16 protein-coding genes are annotated in these 14,281 nt (G+C 47.9%); 10 read left to right on the top strand and 6 right to left on the bottom strand.

Going from position 1 to position 14,281, the window contains the following annotated elements; genetic code table 11:
* Positions 1 to 28 precede the first annotated feature (28 nt).
* Together Q4579_RS06850 and Q4579_RS06845 are read right to left on the bottom strand one after the other, a co-directional pair.
* Positions 29 to 547, bottom strand: a complete 519-nt coding sequence (locus Q4579_RS06850) for an aminoacyl-tRNA deacylase (RefSeq protein ID WP_303562731.1) — start codon at positions 545 to 547, stop codon at positions 29 to 31.
* 95 nt (positions 548 to 642) lie between these two features.
* Entirely contained in the window at positions 643 to 1,125 is a 483-nt protein-coding gene (locus Q4579_RS06845) for an NlpC/P60 family protein (RefSeq protein WP_303562890.1), read from the bottom strand.
* Between the two features lie 372 nt (positions 1,126 to 1,497).
* On the opposite strand from Q4579_RS06845, the gene Q4579_RS06840 reads away from it, so the two are divergent.
* Complete coding sequence (locus Q4579_RS06840; protein ID WP_303562728.1) at positions 1,498 to 2,253, top strand: 1-acylglycerol-3-phosphate O-acyltransferase; 756 nt, start codon at positions 1,498 to 1,500, stop codon at positions 2,251 to 2,253.
* Here the strand turns inward: Q4579_RS06840 and Q4579_RS06835 are convergent.
* The 3 genes from Q4579_RS06835 to Q4579_RS06825 form a co-directional block, all read right to left on the bottom strand.
* Positions 2,213 to 3,118 (bottom strand): alpha/beta hydrolase, encoded by a 906-nt coding sequence (locus Q4579_RS06835; RefSeq protein ID WP_303562727.1) that lies wholly within the window; start codon positions 3,116 to 3,118, stop codon positions 2,213 to 2,215. The genes Q4579_RS06840 and Q4579_RS06835 overlap by 41 nt on opposite strands.
* A 123-nt stretch (positions 3,119 to 3,241) precedes the next feature.
* Positions 3,242 to 3,847 (bottom strand): TetR/AcrR family transcriptional regulator, encoded by a 606-nt coding sequence (locus Q4579_RS06830; protein ID WP_303562725.1) that lies wholly within the window; start codon positions 3,845 to 3,847, stop codon positions 3,242 to 3,244.
* Between the two features lie 175 nt (positions 3,848 to 4,022).
* Complete coding sequence (locus Q4579_RS06825) at positions 4,023 to 4,391, bottom strand: hypothetical protein (RefSeq protein ID WP_303562723.1); 369 nt, start codon at positions 4,389 to 4,391, stop codon at positions 4,023 to 4,025.
* Between the two features lie 97 nt (positions 4,392 to 4,488).
* Here Q4579_RS06825 and Q4579_RS06820 point away from each other — a divergent pair, with 97 nt between their 5' ends.
* Positions 4,489 to 6,111: a PAS domain-containing methyl-accepting chemotaxis protein gene (locus Q4579_RS06820; protein ID WP_303562721.1), complete on the top strand. Its 1,623-nt coding sequence runs from the start codon at positions 4,489 to 4,491 to the stop codon at positions 6,109 to 6,111.
* Between the two features lie 7 nt (positions 6,112 to 6,118).
* On the opposite strand, the gene Q4579_RS06815 is transcribed toward Q4579_RS06820, so the two are convergent.
* A complete protein-coding gene (locus Q4579_RS06815; RefSeq protein WP_303562720.1) occupies positions 6,119 to 6,274 on the bottom strand; it encodes a hypothetical protein in 156 nt (51 codons plus the stop codon).
* 26 nt (positions 6,275 to 6,300) lie between these two features.
* Here Q4579_RS06815 and Q4579_RS06810 point away from each other — a divergent pair, with 26 nt between their 5' ends.
* The 8 genes from Q4579_RS06810 to ovoA all read left to right on the top strand — a co-directional run bounded on the left by Q4579_RS06810 (position 6,301) and on the right by ovoA (position 14,096).
* Positions 6,301 to 6,594, top strand: coding sequence for a DUF406 family protein (locus Q4579_RS06810; RefSeq protein ID WP_303562718.1), 294 nt, complete (start codon positions 6,301 to 6,303; stop codon positions 6,592 to 6,594).
* A gap of 124 nt (positions 6,595 to 6,718) precedes the next feature.
* Positions 6,719 to 7,591: an NAD(P)-dependent oxidoreductase gene (locus Q4579_RS06805; RefSeq protein ID WP_303562717.1), complete on the top strand. Its 873-nt coding sequence runs from the start codon at positions 6,719 to 6,721 to the stop codon at positions 7,589 to 7,591.
* Between the two features lie 158 nt (positions 7,592 to 7,749).
* Complete coding sequence (locus tag Q4579_RS06800; protein WP_303562715.1) at positions 7,750 to 8,313, top strand: hypothetical protein; 564 nt, start codon at positions 7,750 to 7,752, stop codon at positions 8,311 to 8,313.
* A 903-nt stretch (positions 8,314 to 9,216) separates the two neighbouring features.
* Positions 9,217 to 9,660, top strand: coding sequence for an SRPBCC family protein (locus tag Q4579_RS06795; protein WP_303562714.1), 444 nt, complete (start codon positions 9,217 to 9,219; stop codon positions 9,658 to 9,660).
* A complete protein-coding gene (locus Q4579_RS06790; protein WP_303562712.1) occupies positions 9,648 to 10,469 on the top strand; it encodes a sterol desaturase family protein in 822 nt (273 codons plus the stop codon). The genes Q4579_RS06795 and Q4579_RS06790 overlap by 13 nt, the downstream gene beginning before the upstream one ends.
* Before the next feature lie 130 nt (positions 10,470 to 10,599).
* Entirely contained in the window at positions 10,600 to 11,142 is a 543-nt protein-coding gene (locus Q4579_RS06785) for a GNAT family N-acetyltransferase (RefSeq protein WP_303562711.1), read from the top strand.
* Between the two features lie 359 nt (positions 11,143 to 11,501).
* Positions 11,502 to 11,813, top strand: coding sequence for a hypothetical protein (locus Q4579_RS06780; RefSeq protein ID WP_303562710.1), 312 nt, complete (start codon positions 11,502 to 11,504; stop codon positions 11,811 to 11,813).
* Between the two features lie 168 nt (positions 11,814 to 11,981).
* Positions 11,982 to 14,096, top strand: coding sequence for a 5-histidylcysteine sulfoxide synthase (ovoA, locus tag Q4579_RS06775; RefSeq protein ID WP_303562709.1), 2,115 nt, complete (start codon positions 11,982 to 11,984; stop codon positions 14,094 to 14,096).
* The last annotated feature ends 185 nt before the right edge of the window (positions 14,097 to 14,281 follow it).

Here is a 14,281-nt window from a genome sequence, read left to right as displayed (position 1 = left end):
TGAAAACGACTCCGAACACACGTCTGGGCTATTCCCACTCCCAGTGACGTCCTTCATGTTCCTGAGTAAACAGCATCCGGTAGCCGGAAATATTACGGTGCGGAATGTCCCGCATAACTCTGTGAAACTGCTTATTATCAAGATGAATCAGATTCTCATGGTCACCTGATTCAATATAGAGCTCGTCTTGCTCCAGCAGTAGATCATCCACCAGCATGTTGATCTGGTAAGCCTGCCCGAGTGAAGGAATCGCCCCGGGTTCACAGTCCTGAAAGAGCTGAGACAATTCATGCTCACCCACCAGAAAATACTGTTTCCCCATGATTCGGTTGATCTTATCGATCATCACTCTTCGGTTCGCAGGCACGACCGCCATCAGGTAATCATCCCGCTGATCTTTCAGCAATACAGCTTTTGCAACCTGTGATGTTGGCACATGTGCCGAGATCGCTGAACTGAACGCTGTGTCTGTGTGTCTGTGGTGTGTCAGGCTGAAATCCACATGATGGCTGTTAAGAAATTGCCCGACTGTCATTGCCATCGCCATAGGTCACCTCCCGGATATCCCAGTCCTGAGGGCTGTTGCCTTCCTCCCAAGTATGAAAGGAGTCGGTGCATTTTGCGAATTTGTGCCAGAGAAAATCAGAGAGGAGATTGAATGCGCCGGACCTGCCAAAAAACCCGTTGCCAGTATGGCGTATCCAGGCTGGAGACCACGACGCCCTGAGAAGTGGACGCATGCAGGAATTCGTTATTCCCCAGATAAACACCGACATGCCGCATCGTTCTGCCGGTGCGGAAGAACACCAGATCGCCTTTCTTTGCCATAGTCAATGGCACCGCTTTGCCCAACCGGGACTGCTCTGCCGTGGTTCTTGGCAGCATGCGCTGATAAACCTTTGAATAAGTGAGCTGAACAAACGCAGAACAGTCAATCCCACGGCGGCTTGTGCCCCCCAGACGATAAGGCGTCCCTTTCCAGCTCTGATAGACGTCCAGAAACCCTGGTGTCGGGGGTGTGCGTGCGATATTTAGCGGTACATCAGGTTGCGAAGTCACTAAAGGGGCAGCAGTCTCTGTTGTATCGGATCGCTCTGATGTTGTGCTGCAACCCGCCAGAATCATGACAAGACACAGAGGCAATAATGGGAATTGCTGGTGCCACGAGCGACCGTGTGAATACAGCTCTGTTCCCCCCATTTCAACCTCTACGCAAAAAATTACCACAAAGAAGTGATTATGCATGAAGCCTTGCCGGGATGCATCCTCAGGCGGGCTGCCTGCTCAATCTTAAAGCAATTCTTGCAAACGGCTCACTTTCCGGTTTCCTTTCATTGATTGAACCACCAATAAGAAAGGCAAATATTGCCTTTACTTTCAGCCATTTAAGTTCATAAAAGTGTGAGGTGTTTCGGATTACTCATCTGACCTCTTTTGCTAATTCCCAAGACTGGATTACGCTAAGAAAAGCAGTTAAGAAAAGATCAAGGAGTTGATGTGCTTGCTTTTATTCGCCTGGTTCTGGCAGCCGGATTTATCATGTTTACCTGTCTGTTCGCGCTGATTTACTGCCTGTTCAGCCCGAGAGACCCAAAGCACGTTTATTTTTTCAGTCAGTGGTTTAAGGTGCTGAGAAAAATCGTCAATGTTCAGATTATTGAGCGCGGTTCAGAGAAGCTCACCGGTATCGGCAACGCCGTTTATATCTCCAATCACCAGAGTGTATTCGATTTTGTCACTTCCCCGGGCATGGTCCGGCCAAGAACTGTCTCTATTGGCAAGAAAAGCTTACTCTGGATTCCGTTCTTTGGCCCACTGTACTGGATCACCGGAAATATCCTGCTGGACCGCGAAAACAAAGTCAAAGCTAGAGATACCATCCAGCAGGTGGCCAGTGCGATTCTCAATCGTAATCTTTCCGTCTGGATGTATCCCGAAGGGACCCGCAGCAAAGGTCGCGGCTTACTTCCTTTTAAATCCGGCGCATTCCGAATGGCCATTGAAGCAGGTGTACCGATTGTGCCGATGGTCGTCAGCAGTACACACAATCAGATCAACCTGAACCATAAAGACAACGGCATCGTGATCGCTGAATATTTGAATCCCATTGAGACATCCGAACTCACAATGCAGGATGCCAGAGCACTGGCAGATCATTGTCACCAGATGATGCTGAATCACATTGCGACCCTGGATGCCGAGGTGGCCTCTCTTAGCAGCGAGTCTGCGGCGATTGCAGCGAAACCCAGCTGATGCCTGCCGGATATGAGCGCTGACTGATAGCCGTGAACGCAGCACGGACAGCCTCACTTTTCAGAATCCGGCTATGCCCTAATCCTTCAGTTTCCCGCAATTCAACGTGATTCAAGGCTTTCGCATGGCGGGATTGTTCAATTTGGGCAAACCTGTCGCTGACATCATGCACAATCAACACATTGGCCTGATGGCGTCCCAGCCGTGCATGACTGTCCACTGCGTCGATTGGATACTGATAACGCTGCTCAACCTCTCCGACCACATCACGAAACAAGCGCTTCGAGAATCCGGACACTTCAACAACACGGTACAAATTTTCTTTGTAGTTCAAAATCGGAGCAATGAGCAGCAGTGGCTTACCCACCAGCTTTGGGTGCTGACTTTCAAGGACCATGGTGCATCCCATGCTGTGAGCAATCATACCCTGAACCTCTTCTGCTTCTGCATCCAGAACGGCTTCCAGACCTTTCACAAAGCCAGGCAAATGGCCATGCTGCCCCTCACTCTCTCCGTGAGCCGGGTTGTCAAATGCCACCGCAGTAAATCCGGCAGCCGCCATATGTTCCATCAACGGAAAAAACTGACTGGCAGAACCCGACCAGCCATGGCCAAGTAACCACACCGGCCCCGATCCCAAACGATAGGTTTTCAACTGACCTTCCGGACTGGCAATGCTGGCAGTCTGCATGCCTTCCGGTAGCGGATTCTGCGACGCGAGCTTCTCAGGCGTCAGTAACAGATTCCGGGCTGTTTTCAAGGCATGAGAAGGGGCAACACGGTGATAAATCCGGGTTGCCAGATTCATTGCACGACGTTTCACTTGTACGCCACCTGTTGCACTGAAATAAATTTTGCTGCTCATTATCATCTCCTCACCAAAAAAGAACGGTCGTGCTTTTTTGGTGGTTTAAAAAATTGAGGTTATACCAATCAAAAAATCTAACGCGGTTATCAAACATTTGAACAAGCTAGGATGACCCGTGATTTACTGAGATTGGTATGACATCCGCCAACGCGCCAGAATGATTTCAGCTTCCTGCCAGAACCGCGAATTACTTTCATCTTCCAGACCGAGAGAATGAAAAAGCTGGCTGCTCAGATATGCGCCATACAGTTGAAAAACGGCCTGCCAGGCATCTAAATCGGTTTGAAATTCACCCGACGCTTTCCCCTTTTCGACCTGCCGGCACAAATAGTCCATCCACCGACGCGTCAGGATGTCCAATTCCTGCTGCACCGGATCATCCGTGCTGCGCCCTTCTTTCCAGGCATCAATAAACATACATCGCCCCTGAAAGGAATGATTCCAGTCCAGCCAGCGATCTAACAAATGCCGCAATTTTTGTTCAACTGACTCAAAGCCCTGTATCCGGGCCGGTTGAATCACACGAAGCGCAAAGTATTCACCTGCATAGCAAAGGACTGAAACCTGCAGATTCTCTTTCGAGTTGAAATGCGCAAAAAGCCCGCTTTTCGACATCCCCGACGCTTTAGCTAACTGACCGATCGTCAGGCTGTCCAGCCCGTCTTTACTGGCCAGATCAAAGGCGGTTGTCAAAATATGCTCTCGGGTAATGCGGCCTTTACTCATGACGCGTCCTTAAAAATAGTGCACACAGTAAAGCACGATCGTTCTATTTCAGACAAGAAGAGAGTGGTCGAACCACGACGCCAACCCAAAATTAGCGACCCCCTAACAGGGACAGACACCGCTCCCGCTCCTATACCGGGACAGGCACTGTAAATGCGCGGTTACTTCGAGCAAACTAGCGTTCAGCGAAATAGAACAAACTGTCGACCTTAATCGGACAGTTCCCTACTTCATGCACCATATCCTCGGCCTGTTTCAGCGAATCATAACAGCAGGGAATGCCATAGATATCCGTGAGTGGAAAATCATTTCCGTCCTGATCTTTAAAATTCACGCTCCAGCCAGCACTCAGAAAGTCGTGCACAAGACGCGCTTCGACCAAGGAGTGCTTCTGATACATTTCACGACATTCAGACAGAACCATAGTGACCCCCTCATCAATATCATCACGATTCTTATCAATATAAATATAGTTAAGATTCGACTGAACCTTAACCATGTAGAAATGTGTCTGCCCTATGATGAAACGATGAAACTGATTCATCTCAAATTTCTGAGATCTGCTCTCAAACTGTCCCTCTTTATCCATTATTTTTTGTGCGGCTATAGAATATTTCGAATTTCTCCTATTGAAAAAGCTGATGCATCTATGCTCTTATTCATCGGATAAAAAAATATTATTAAAACAAGGGTTATACGTGTCTGCTATCTCCATTCATACCACGAAGGACGGTGAAGTGACATTTCCTGCAGGTGAGCAGTTAGTGTCGACAACTGATCTGAAAGGCAACATTACCTATTGCAACCCCTGCTTCTGTCAGGTTGCCGGTTATCAGGAAGCTGAACTCCTGGGTAAACCACACAATGTGATCCGCCATCAGGATATGCCCAAAGCCGCATTTGCGGATATGTGGAAACACCTGAAGCTTGGCCATGCTTGGCGCGGTGTGGTCAAAAATAGAACCAAAAATGGCGGTTATTACTGGGTCGACGCCTATGTGACACCAATCTACGATCAAAGCAAGATCGTGGGTTACCAGTCCGTGCGGGTCAAACCTACGCCAGAAATGGTCAGAACAGCCTCACAAGCCTACCGGGCATTGCGATCCAATGAAGGAAAACAAAATTTTCAGTTCACTGTGCCTTCCTCCGTGCGTTACGGTTTGCTGGGCGCTGCAACCCTTCTGCCTGGTATCTACAGTTTGATTGAAAGCGGGTTATCTGTCAGTGCAGTGCTGTCCTTCCTGCCCTTGCTGATTCTGGCATTTCTATTCCGGGAAGAACTGTTTCATACCCCGCAACAGTTGGGAAAACTCCGGCAAAATTATGACAGTATCAGCCGATTGATCTACTCAGGTGGCAGTCAATATGCGATTGCAGACTATCATCTGAAAATGGCTTCAGCACGCATGCGAACTGTCTTGGGCCGGATGACCGACGCAGCGCATCCACTGCATGCCCTGGCGGAGAACCTGAATGAAACCGCAACCCGGGTCAATGAAGCCATCCGCCACCAAAATGACAATATTCGCAATGTTGCCAATGCACTGGACGATATGACAGGTTCTGCGCAGCATGTCAGTCAGCATGCGGAACAATCAGAGCATCTCCTGCAAAATACACAGGGCTTCAGCGATCAAACCCGCGAACAACTGGATGCCACGCAGCAAAACCTGCAGGCCCTGTCCTCACAGGCAGAGCAGGCAACATCAGCAACAGTTCAGCTGAGCGATGAAGCAGCAAAAGTCAGCACTGTGATGGACGAGATTCGTGGCATTGCAGATCAAACGAACCTGCTGGCGCTCAATGCAGCCATAGAAGCAGCCAGAGCGGGAGAACACGGCCGGGGCTTTGCCGTGGTTGCTGATGAGGTTCGTGCCTTGTCCTCACGCACGCAAACCGCGACCGAGCAAATCCAGCACAGCATTGAGCACATGCTGGAAACCATTGGCGAATGGCGCTCTGTAATTGAACACAACCGCGATCAGACCAACGCATGTGTATCCATTGCGGCAGAAGGTTCAGAAAGCCTGAAGCGCATGGAAAACAACATGAATGAAATGAGTCAGCTCATCCGAAAGATGGCTCAGGCTGCCACTGATCAGGAATTACTCACGGATCAAACCCGTCAGCATATCCATTCCATTGCTGCCGCGTCAGAGCAGAACTTTAAAGAGCTACTGCAAGTTGAAGCATCCAGCAATGGCCTGAGTGCGAAGGTTGATGACTTTGAAGCGCTGGCGAAGCGATTCGAAGAAAAGTAACTCAGCGTCACAGATAAGCCGGTCGAACCTTCTCAGCCGGCTTCTTCACTTTCAGATCGCCCTGCGCATCTGCCGCACTTTTACCACTTACCTTGATCCTGCGCAATTCTCCGTCGCATGCAGCAATAGCGGCTTCCGGCATCGACGGATACACTGTCTTCATCCCAAAGCAAAAGTTGAGTTTCCCCAATGGCAGATTTAAAACATCTTGAAGCGCCTTGTGAAGCTTGTGGTGTCGCCACCGAAATTGGTTTTCTGATCCGGGAAGGTGATGACGTTTCCGAGCTTGATTTTCGTGGTGAGCACCGTGCCGCAATCGAATCCAAGTTCGAACCTTATCTGCGACTGGCGCAATCAGTAAACGCAGCCGTTCGGCATGAGTGTCTGTTTCAAGCGAATGACACAGTAATGAAAGCCCGTCTTCATTTCGAATGCAGCGCAGAAAAAATCATCTTCGACCTCAAGTCCCGCGCACTGTCCTGACCTGCCACTTCCAATGTACACAGTGCTTTGCCGAAAGGCGTAGCACTGCCATTTCCTGCCTTCGTGTCCAAGCGACTGTGCTATGATGCCGTCCATAATTAAAACCAATGAAGGACAGAGCACCATGACTTCGAAAACCGTTGCATTTATCGGCTTAGGCACGATGGGATTCCCGATGGCCGGACACCTTGCCAAAGCAGGCTTTCAGGTGGTTGTGTATAACCGGACTACAGCAACTGCTGAGAAATGGCTGAACACTTATACTGGCACACTGGCACGTACCCCTGCAGAAGCTGCTCAACATGCCGATGTCATTCTGACCTGCGTCGGCAATGATCAGGATGTCCGTGAAGTGTACTGTGGCCCGCAAGGAATTCTAAGCACGGCACGTCCAGGAGCATTGCTGATTGATCACACGACAGCCTCGGCTGAAGTGGCCCGTGAAATTGCTGCTGCTGCGGCTAAGGTTTCAACCGCCTTTCTGGATGCCCCAGTCTCTGGCGGAGAAGCAGGCGCAGTCAACGGATGTCTGACCGTGATGGTTGGCGGAAGTCAGGCAAACTTTGAACAGGCCAAGCCCATCTTTGCGGCTTATGCGAAGGCTTCAACCCTGATGGGCGACGTCGGCTTCGGTCAGATCACGAAAATGGCAAACCAAATCTGCATCGCAGGCGTACTCCAAGGCCTTTCCGAAGCAATTACCCTGGCAAAATCTGCAGGTCTGGACATACAAAAAATGACTGACGTGCTGAAACACGGTGCGGCCGGTTCCTGGCAAATGGAAAACCGCGCAGTCACCATGGCTGCGGATAAATTTGATTTTGGTTTTGCGATTGACTGGATGCGAAAAGACCTCGCCATCTGTTTTGAGGCTGCAGAACAATACGATGTTGCCCTACCGCTGGCGCGTCAGGTTGACGCTGAATATGAAAAGCTTCAGGCCCGTGGATTTCAGCGTGCCGATACTTCCGTACTGATTAAGCAGTTCGATAAGTAATTCGCTCGACATGCGTCAATCCTATGGTTTGGCGCATGATTCACCTCATTCTTTATCTCTGCGATTCGGTGACACTACTCCCAATTCAATCTTTCACACTGTCTTTTCTGCACTTGCCAGATACAATCTCAGGAAAGAATATAAACTTTGATTTCACTATGTCGAAAAAAATTCGTCAATTCTGTCAATCGAGCATGATTTTCCTGAGTTTATCTGTCCTTCAGGCCAATGCTTCCGATCAATTTGTATCAGAACTCAAACTCCTGAACTACACCGACAGTTATGGAAATGTTTCCCTGCGGCATTCAAAACTGATTCAGTTGCCCGATCCCCTCCATATCAAAGGAAATCTGGATCTTGAAAACAGTGATCTCAGGCTGTTACCCAAGACAACCCGCATCGACGGAAATCTGGATCTCGCCTATAGCCATATCACCAAATTACCCACGAAACTGGAAATTGGCGGCTATTTAAATCTGGCTCATACGCGTTTAACTCGCATTCCTCCCAACCTGCGTGTCCCCGGGGATTTGAGCCTGATTGGTATGCCAATCAAACAGTTACCTCACAATCTTTTTGTCGGTGGGAACCTTTACCTTGCACACACACAAATCACAACCCTACCGCAATCCCTGAATATTCGGGGCGATATTTATCTCGGCGGGATTCGATTAGAAAGTATTCCAGAGAACATTAAAGTCGGCGGGAAAATTTATCAGTAGCAATCAAATGAGATGTTCGTTCAATATCCGAGATTTAAAAACGCTCCTTTAAAAAACTTTAGCCAGAAACACAATACTCAAGTGTTCCTGGCTGCTTTTGCTTACTTATTTATGGTTGAACAATCTTTCTATCTTTTCAGTCGTTTACGCGCGAGGCACGTTCATTTGTTTTTTAACTTCGACTTAGAAGATTGAGATTGGTAATAAAACCATTGTCTACGGCTTCTATTTGTCATCATTCACCTCTCAATAAAACATAGGGAATCAGCCTTCTTCTTTTCTCGACTGAATTTCCTAATCCGCTTCACTGTACCTATATGTCTGTGACAGTTGAATGACATTTAGGTATCGCTTACGTGATTCTTCCAGAGATCACTCTGATGATACATGCCACATACGCTGTGGTGTCCTTGGTACTCAGATCCGGAAGAATGATTCAGTGGACGAGATGGTTGCTTACCGAATATCCTGAAATGGAAACTGACCTTAGGAACGCTCGGGGAAACGTTGGAAACAGGTTCAGCCACCTTTTGTGGGGCTCAGGTTATCCAAGGCTTTTTCAGTGTTATCACCATCTAGTTCACATCAACAAAACCCAATATAAGAGCCCTGCACATTTTTTTCAACAGAATTTTTGACCTTTTTTGTGAGTTTTTGCTCACATTTTTATCATCATTCGATCAGACATCTTACAATGCGATGTGAATCAACACTTTAACAATCAAGTACAAATTTATTACAACCATGAGCTGAATTTGCACCATACTTGGGCAGTCAACAGGGTTTAACGAGACTCAAGGTGCTGATAATTCACTGGAAAATAAGAAGTCTATCAATTCATTCGGATTTGACAGACGATCTGCACCTGTTAACATATTGTTATGAAATTTACAGGACAGAAACATGCCAGCTCACACAATCTCACTGGAGCAATCTGCCCAGGCCCCAAAGGAAATTTTGTTCGAGTTATTAACAGACCATCAGAACCTGGGCCGTTTTTTTGACGGCACTTATCGTCTGGTCAAAACCGGTTCTCCGATGCCTAATGGGATTGGGGCAATTCGACGTGTCTCTGCGGGCCCTTTTTCCTTCGATGAAAAAGTAATTGATTACAAAGAAAATGAGCACCTTCACTACCGGATTGTCAAAGGTGGCCCACTTCAGGAGCACGGAGGTTGGATTCAGATTCAGAGCCTGAATGCGGTAACCAGTAAGATTCAATACCGCATCAGTTTTTCACCGAAAGTGAAAGGAACGGGTTGGATCATTAAGCTCCTGCTTGAGAAAAGCATCCGCAAGGCCTTGGAAAATATCGCAAAGCATGGTGAGTCGACATGGAAGCGCTGATTTTACTGGCTGTCAGCCCGATTTTTTTTCTGGTGATGTTGTGGGAATATCGCCAACTGAAACAAAAAGGCGATTCAGATTACAGTAAAAAAGAACTCTTCTGTAACCTCACGCTCGCCGGGTTGCATCAGACAGCCGATCTCATCGCAACGATCTTACTCATGCCCTTCTTTTTATGGGTCTATCAATTCAGACTGTTTGACCTGACTTTATCGGCTACGACTTTGTTAGCGGCTTTTTTGCTGCAGGATTTCTGTTATTACTGGTTTCACCGGGCCTCGCACCATGTGAACTGGCTATGGGCTTCGCACATCGTGCATCATTCTTCACAAAAAATGAACTTCACCACAGCTTTCCGGCAAAGCCTGACTTACCCGATTTCCGGAATGTGGCTATTCTGGATGCCACTGATTCTGATTGGCTATCCACCGGAAACTGTTGTGCTGGTCGTCGGGTTAAATCTTGGATTCCAGTTTTTTGTTCATACGCGGATGATCAAGCGGCTTGGGTGGCTTGAATTGATGTTTAACACGCCTTCCCACCACAGAGTGCACCACGCTCGGAATCCCGAATATATCGACAAAAATTTTGCGGGCGTGTTGATCATCTGGGACAAACTCTTTGGCACTTTCGTACCGGAAAATGACCAAATCGTCATCCGCTATGGCATTCGGGAAGACTTTACGGGCTGGCATCCGCTCAAAGCAACATTCCACCATTGGGTGCACATCTTTCATGCCGCACTTGCGCCCAATCAATCCATAAGGGCTCGTTTTTACCGGCTTTTTGGTCCACCCGGCCAACATTGAAGCATCTGCACTGAAGTAATGATTTATTGATCCAGTCGTGGGGAAATCAAATTGAAACCTGTTTAATATAGGCTCAACCCGTGCTTTCATCAGCTAGAACGTCAATGATTCAGTTTTCAGGAGAGATCGCGTGAGACAACCTTTGTTAACAACCGAACGTTTGTTGCTCCGTCCACTGCAATTGGCTGATGCTCCCCGAATTCAGAAACTTGCAGGTGCGCCTGAAATCGCGCTGGGAACGACCAATATTCCTTACCCTTACGATTCCGGCATGGCGGGTCAGTGGATTGGACGTGCGCTGGCAGGCTGGGAACAAGGCACGCTTGCCATCTTTGCGATGACGCTCCGGGATACAGAACAATTGATTGGCTGCATTGGACTACACCACATTGACAATCAGACGGCGCAACTTGGATTCTGGCTGGGCGTTCCCTTTTGGCATCAGGGTTACTGCAGTGAAGCTGCCTGCTGTGTAGTACACTATGGTTTTTCTTCTCTGAAGCTCAGAAAGATCTTTGGTCAGCATCGTCGGCTCGATCCAAAACCAGGAAAGGTTCTGGAACGCGCAGGACTCAAGTTCGTCCGGATTAAAGAAAAAGCGATTCGAGTCAATCGGATCACTGAAGATCTCTCTTACTACGAAGCCGCTGCCCCTCAATTTGCAGAAGTCTGAGATATCCAGCCCGTATACCTCACAAAAATACCAGACCACAAAAAATTACCACAAAATTATCCTCTGCATTTACATAAAGAAATAAAATTAACATCCAATGATGAATGCCGCTTACTATAATAATGGTGATGGTTAAGCAATGATTAAGTTATCAATCACTATATTCAGAAAGGTAATAACTGGGCAGACATACTTTCCAAGCGCATATGAAGCGACCATCTAACTGAGATTGGGTTAACAAAGGAATGAAATTTCTTGGAAACAGGTAGGTCTTTTGTGAGAGCCCTGTATCGAAAACCCTTAGAAAATTTGGCGCAACCCAATCAATGGCTTTGCCACTGATGAAAGAGGTGAATATTATGACTAGCTTTAAAGTACTCACTGCAACTGCTGTACTGTTAATGTCCACATCTGCTCTGGCCGATATCCGGGTCACAGATACCAACAACGGCGCATGGGTAACAGTGACAGAGAATGGCCAGCCTGCCGCGAATGCTTCCGTCTCTGTTGCGAATGTCCCTCAACAACGCAAAACATACACTACAGATGAACGTGGTCGGGTCTTCATTCCACTTCATCTGAATGCATCGCGCTCAGTGAAGTTTGAAGCAACCACTGAGAATGGCCAAAAATCATCACGTTACGCATTTACCGGCCAGAATAAAAACTAATTCAGTCTGACTGATTCAAAGGCTCCCAATCGGGAGCCTTTTGGTTTTGTATGCAATAACAAATACATGAACTTGCCCTATCCTGTATAAAACTGCAACATGAGCAGTACTATCAGACATAATCATGCAAACACGAATGAATTTACTGTTCCAGGAGAGTAAACAGTTATGGTTCAATTTTCGACAGCTGCTACCCGAAGCGTATTGCTCACAGGAAGTTCAGAGCAAAGCAAGCGGCAAGAGTTAAAAGCAGCATTCAATCAAACCTGGGCGCTTTATGAATCTCTGTTTCGCCTCATCCGCGATGAAGATGCCTTTTATCGTAAAGCTGAGCCACTTCGCCACCCACTCATTTTTTACTTTGGCCACACGGCCGTTTTCTATATCAATAAGTTAAAGCTGGGCAAATACATCGAGCAAAGACTCAACCCACAATTCGAATCTATATTTGCGATCGGTGTGGATGAAATGTCATGGGATGATCTGAATGAAGCCCATTACGACTGGCCCGCTGTGGATGATGTCAGAGCCTATCGTGATCAAGTCAGACTCGCAGTGAATCAGTTTATCGATCACATGCCTCTGACGCTTCCCATCAAAGACGATGACCCCGCCTGGGTCGTCCTGATGGGGATCGAACACGAACGCATTCACCTTGAGACTTCTTCTGTTATTATTCGCCAGTTACCCTTATCCGACCTGACTCCCTCCCCCGAGTGGGCCCCCTGCACTGAGTCTGGTCCAGCCCCTGAGAATCAGCTGATTGCCATGTCCGGTCGCCATCTGACGCTGGGTAAATCTGAAGATGCCGACACCTATGGCTGGGACAATGAATACGGAATACAACATTTCAAGATAGAAGATTTCCAAACCAGTAAGTATCTGGTTTCAAATCAGGAATACCTTGAATTTGTCAAAGACGACGGATATCGGCAAACGCGTTACTGGACCGAAGAGGGGCTGGCTTGGCTGCAATATACGCAAGCCACGATGCCGCGTTTCTGGCGCAAATATCAGGGCCAGTATTTTCAGCGCAATCTGTGCCATGAAACTCCCCTTCCCCTCAACTGGCCTGTTGAAGTCAATCAGTTAGAAGCCAAAGCTTTTTGTCGCTGGAAAGCCGATCAAGCGCAGCTGCCGGTCCGTTTGCCAACTGAAGCAGAGTGGTCTTTACTGCGCCAATGTCTGGAAGAAGCCTCTCCGCACTGGCAGGAAGTACCCGGCAATACTGAGCTGGCTTATTATGCCTCATCCTGTCCGGTTGACCGCTTCGAACACAATGGCTTATGCGACATTGTGGGCAATGTCTGGCAATGGACCGAAACGGCAATCGACGGCTTCCAGGGCTTCAAAGTCCATCCGCTTTATGATGATTTCTCGACGCCAACATTTGACGGTAAACATAACCTGATGAAAGGTGGATCCTGGATATCAACCGGTAACGAGAGCATTCCCGAGTCGCGCTACGCATTTCGCCGTCATTTTTATCAGCACGCCGGATTCCGGTATGTCGTCTCAAAACAGGATCCCGCCAGTATGACGCACCTCAACGTGTATGAAACCAATGAATTAATCGCTCAATACCTGGAATTCCACTACGGTCAGGAATACTTCAATGTTCCGAATTTCTGTGTCAATGGCGTGAAGCAATGTCTGGAAGAAGTCTCCCTGCACCAGACACGGCGGGCGCTGGATATTGGTTGCTCTGTCGGGCGCGCAAGTTTTGAGCTGGCAAAACGCTTTGACCATGTCGATGGCATCGACTTCTCTGCCCGGTTTATACAGCAGGCCTATGCTTTGCTTGAACAAGGCGAGAAGCGTTACACAATTCCAACCGAGGGAGATCTGGTTGAGTTCAAAAGTATCACCCTGGATCAGCTCGGTTATCAGAACCTGGGCGACAAAATTCATTTCAGTCAGGGCGATGCCTGCAACCTGAAACCCCAATTTACAGATTACGATTTGGTTTACGCCTCAAACCTGATTGATCGGCTGGGTGATCCGGCAGGCTTTCTGACCAGCATTGCTGCACGGATTGCGCCCGGTGGCTACCTGGTGATCACCTCTCCCTACACTTGGCTTGAGGACTATACTGCCAAAGATAAATGGCTGGGCGGCATTAAGGTCAACGGTGAAAACTTCACAACGCTGGACGGACTGACAGAAACCCTGATCCCGCATTTTGAACTGGTCGCCGTGAAAGAAATTCCTTTTGTCATCCGGGAGACCAAGCGGAAATTCCAGCATACCGTTTCTGAAATGACGATCTGGCGCAAGCGTTAACAGGCATTGGTGAATCTGCCCCAGACCGATACATTGACGCAGGTCTGGGGTAGAATGCCCGCTTTTATACCAATCAAAGTAATTCAATGATCAGAAATAGCGCAGGAAAAATGTTTGAGAACAAGGCAGATTTTTTAGATAAGTAGTTATTCTACAATTAAAAAATCTAACGCAGTGATCGAGCA

The organism is Photobacterium sp. 1_MG-2023 (genome assembly GCF_030547945.1).
In the GTDB taxonomy this organism is placed as follows: Bacteria; Pseudomonadota; Gammaproteobacteria; order Enterobacterales; family Vibrionaceae; genus Photobacterium.
The sequence above is the reverse complement of the archived record's forward strand: the minus strand, read 5'-3'. Positions and strand labels throughout refer to the sequence as shown.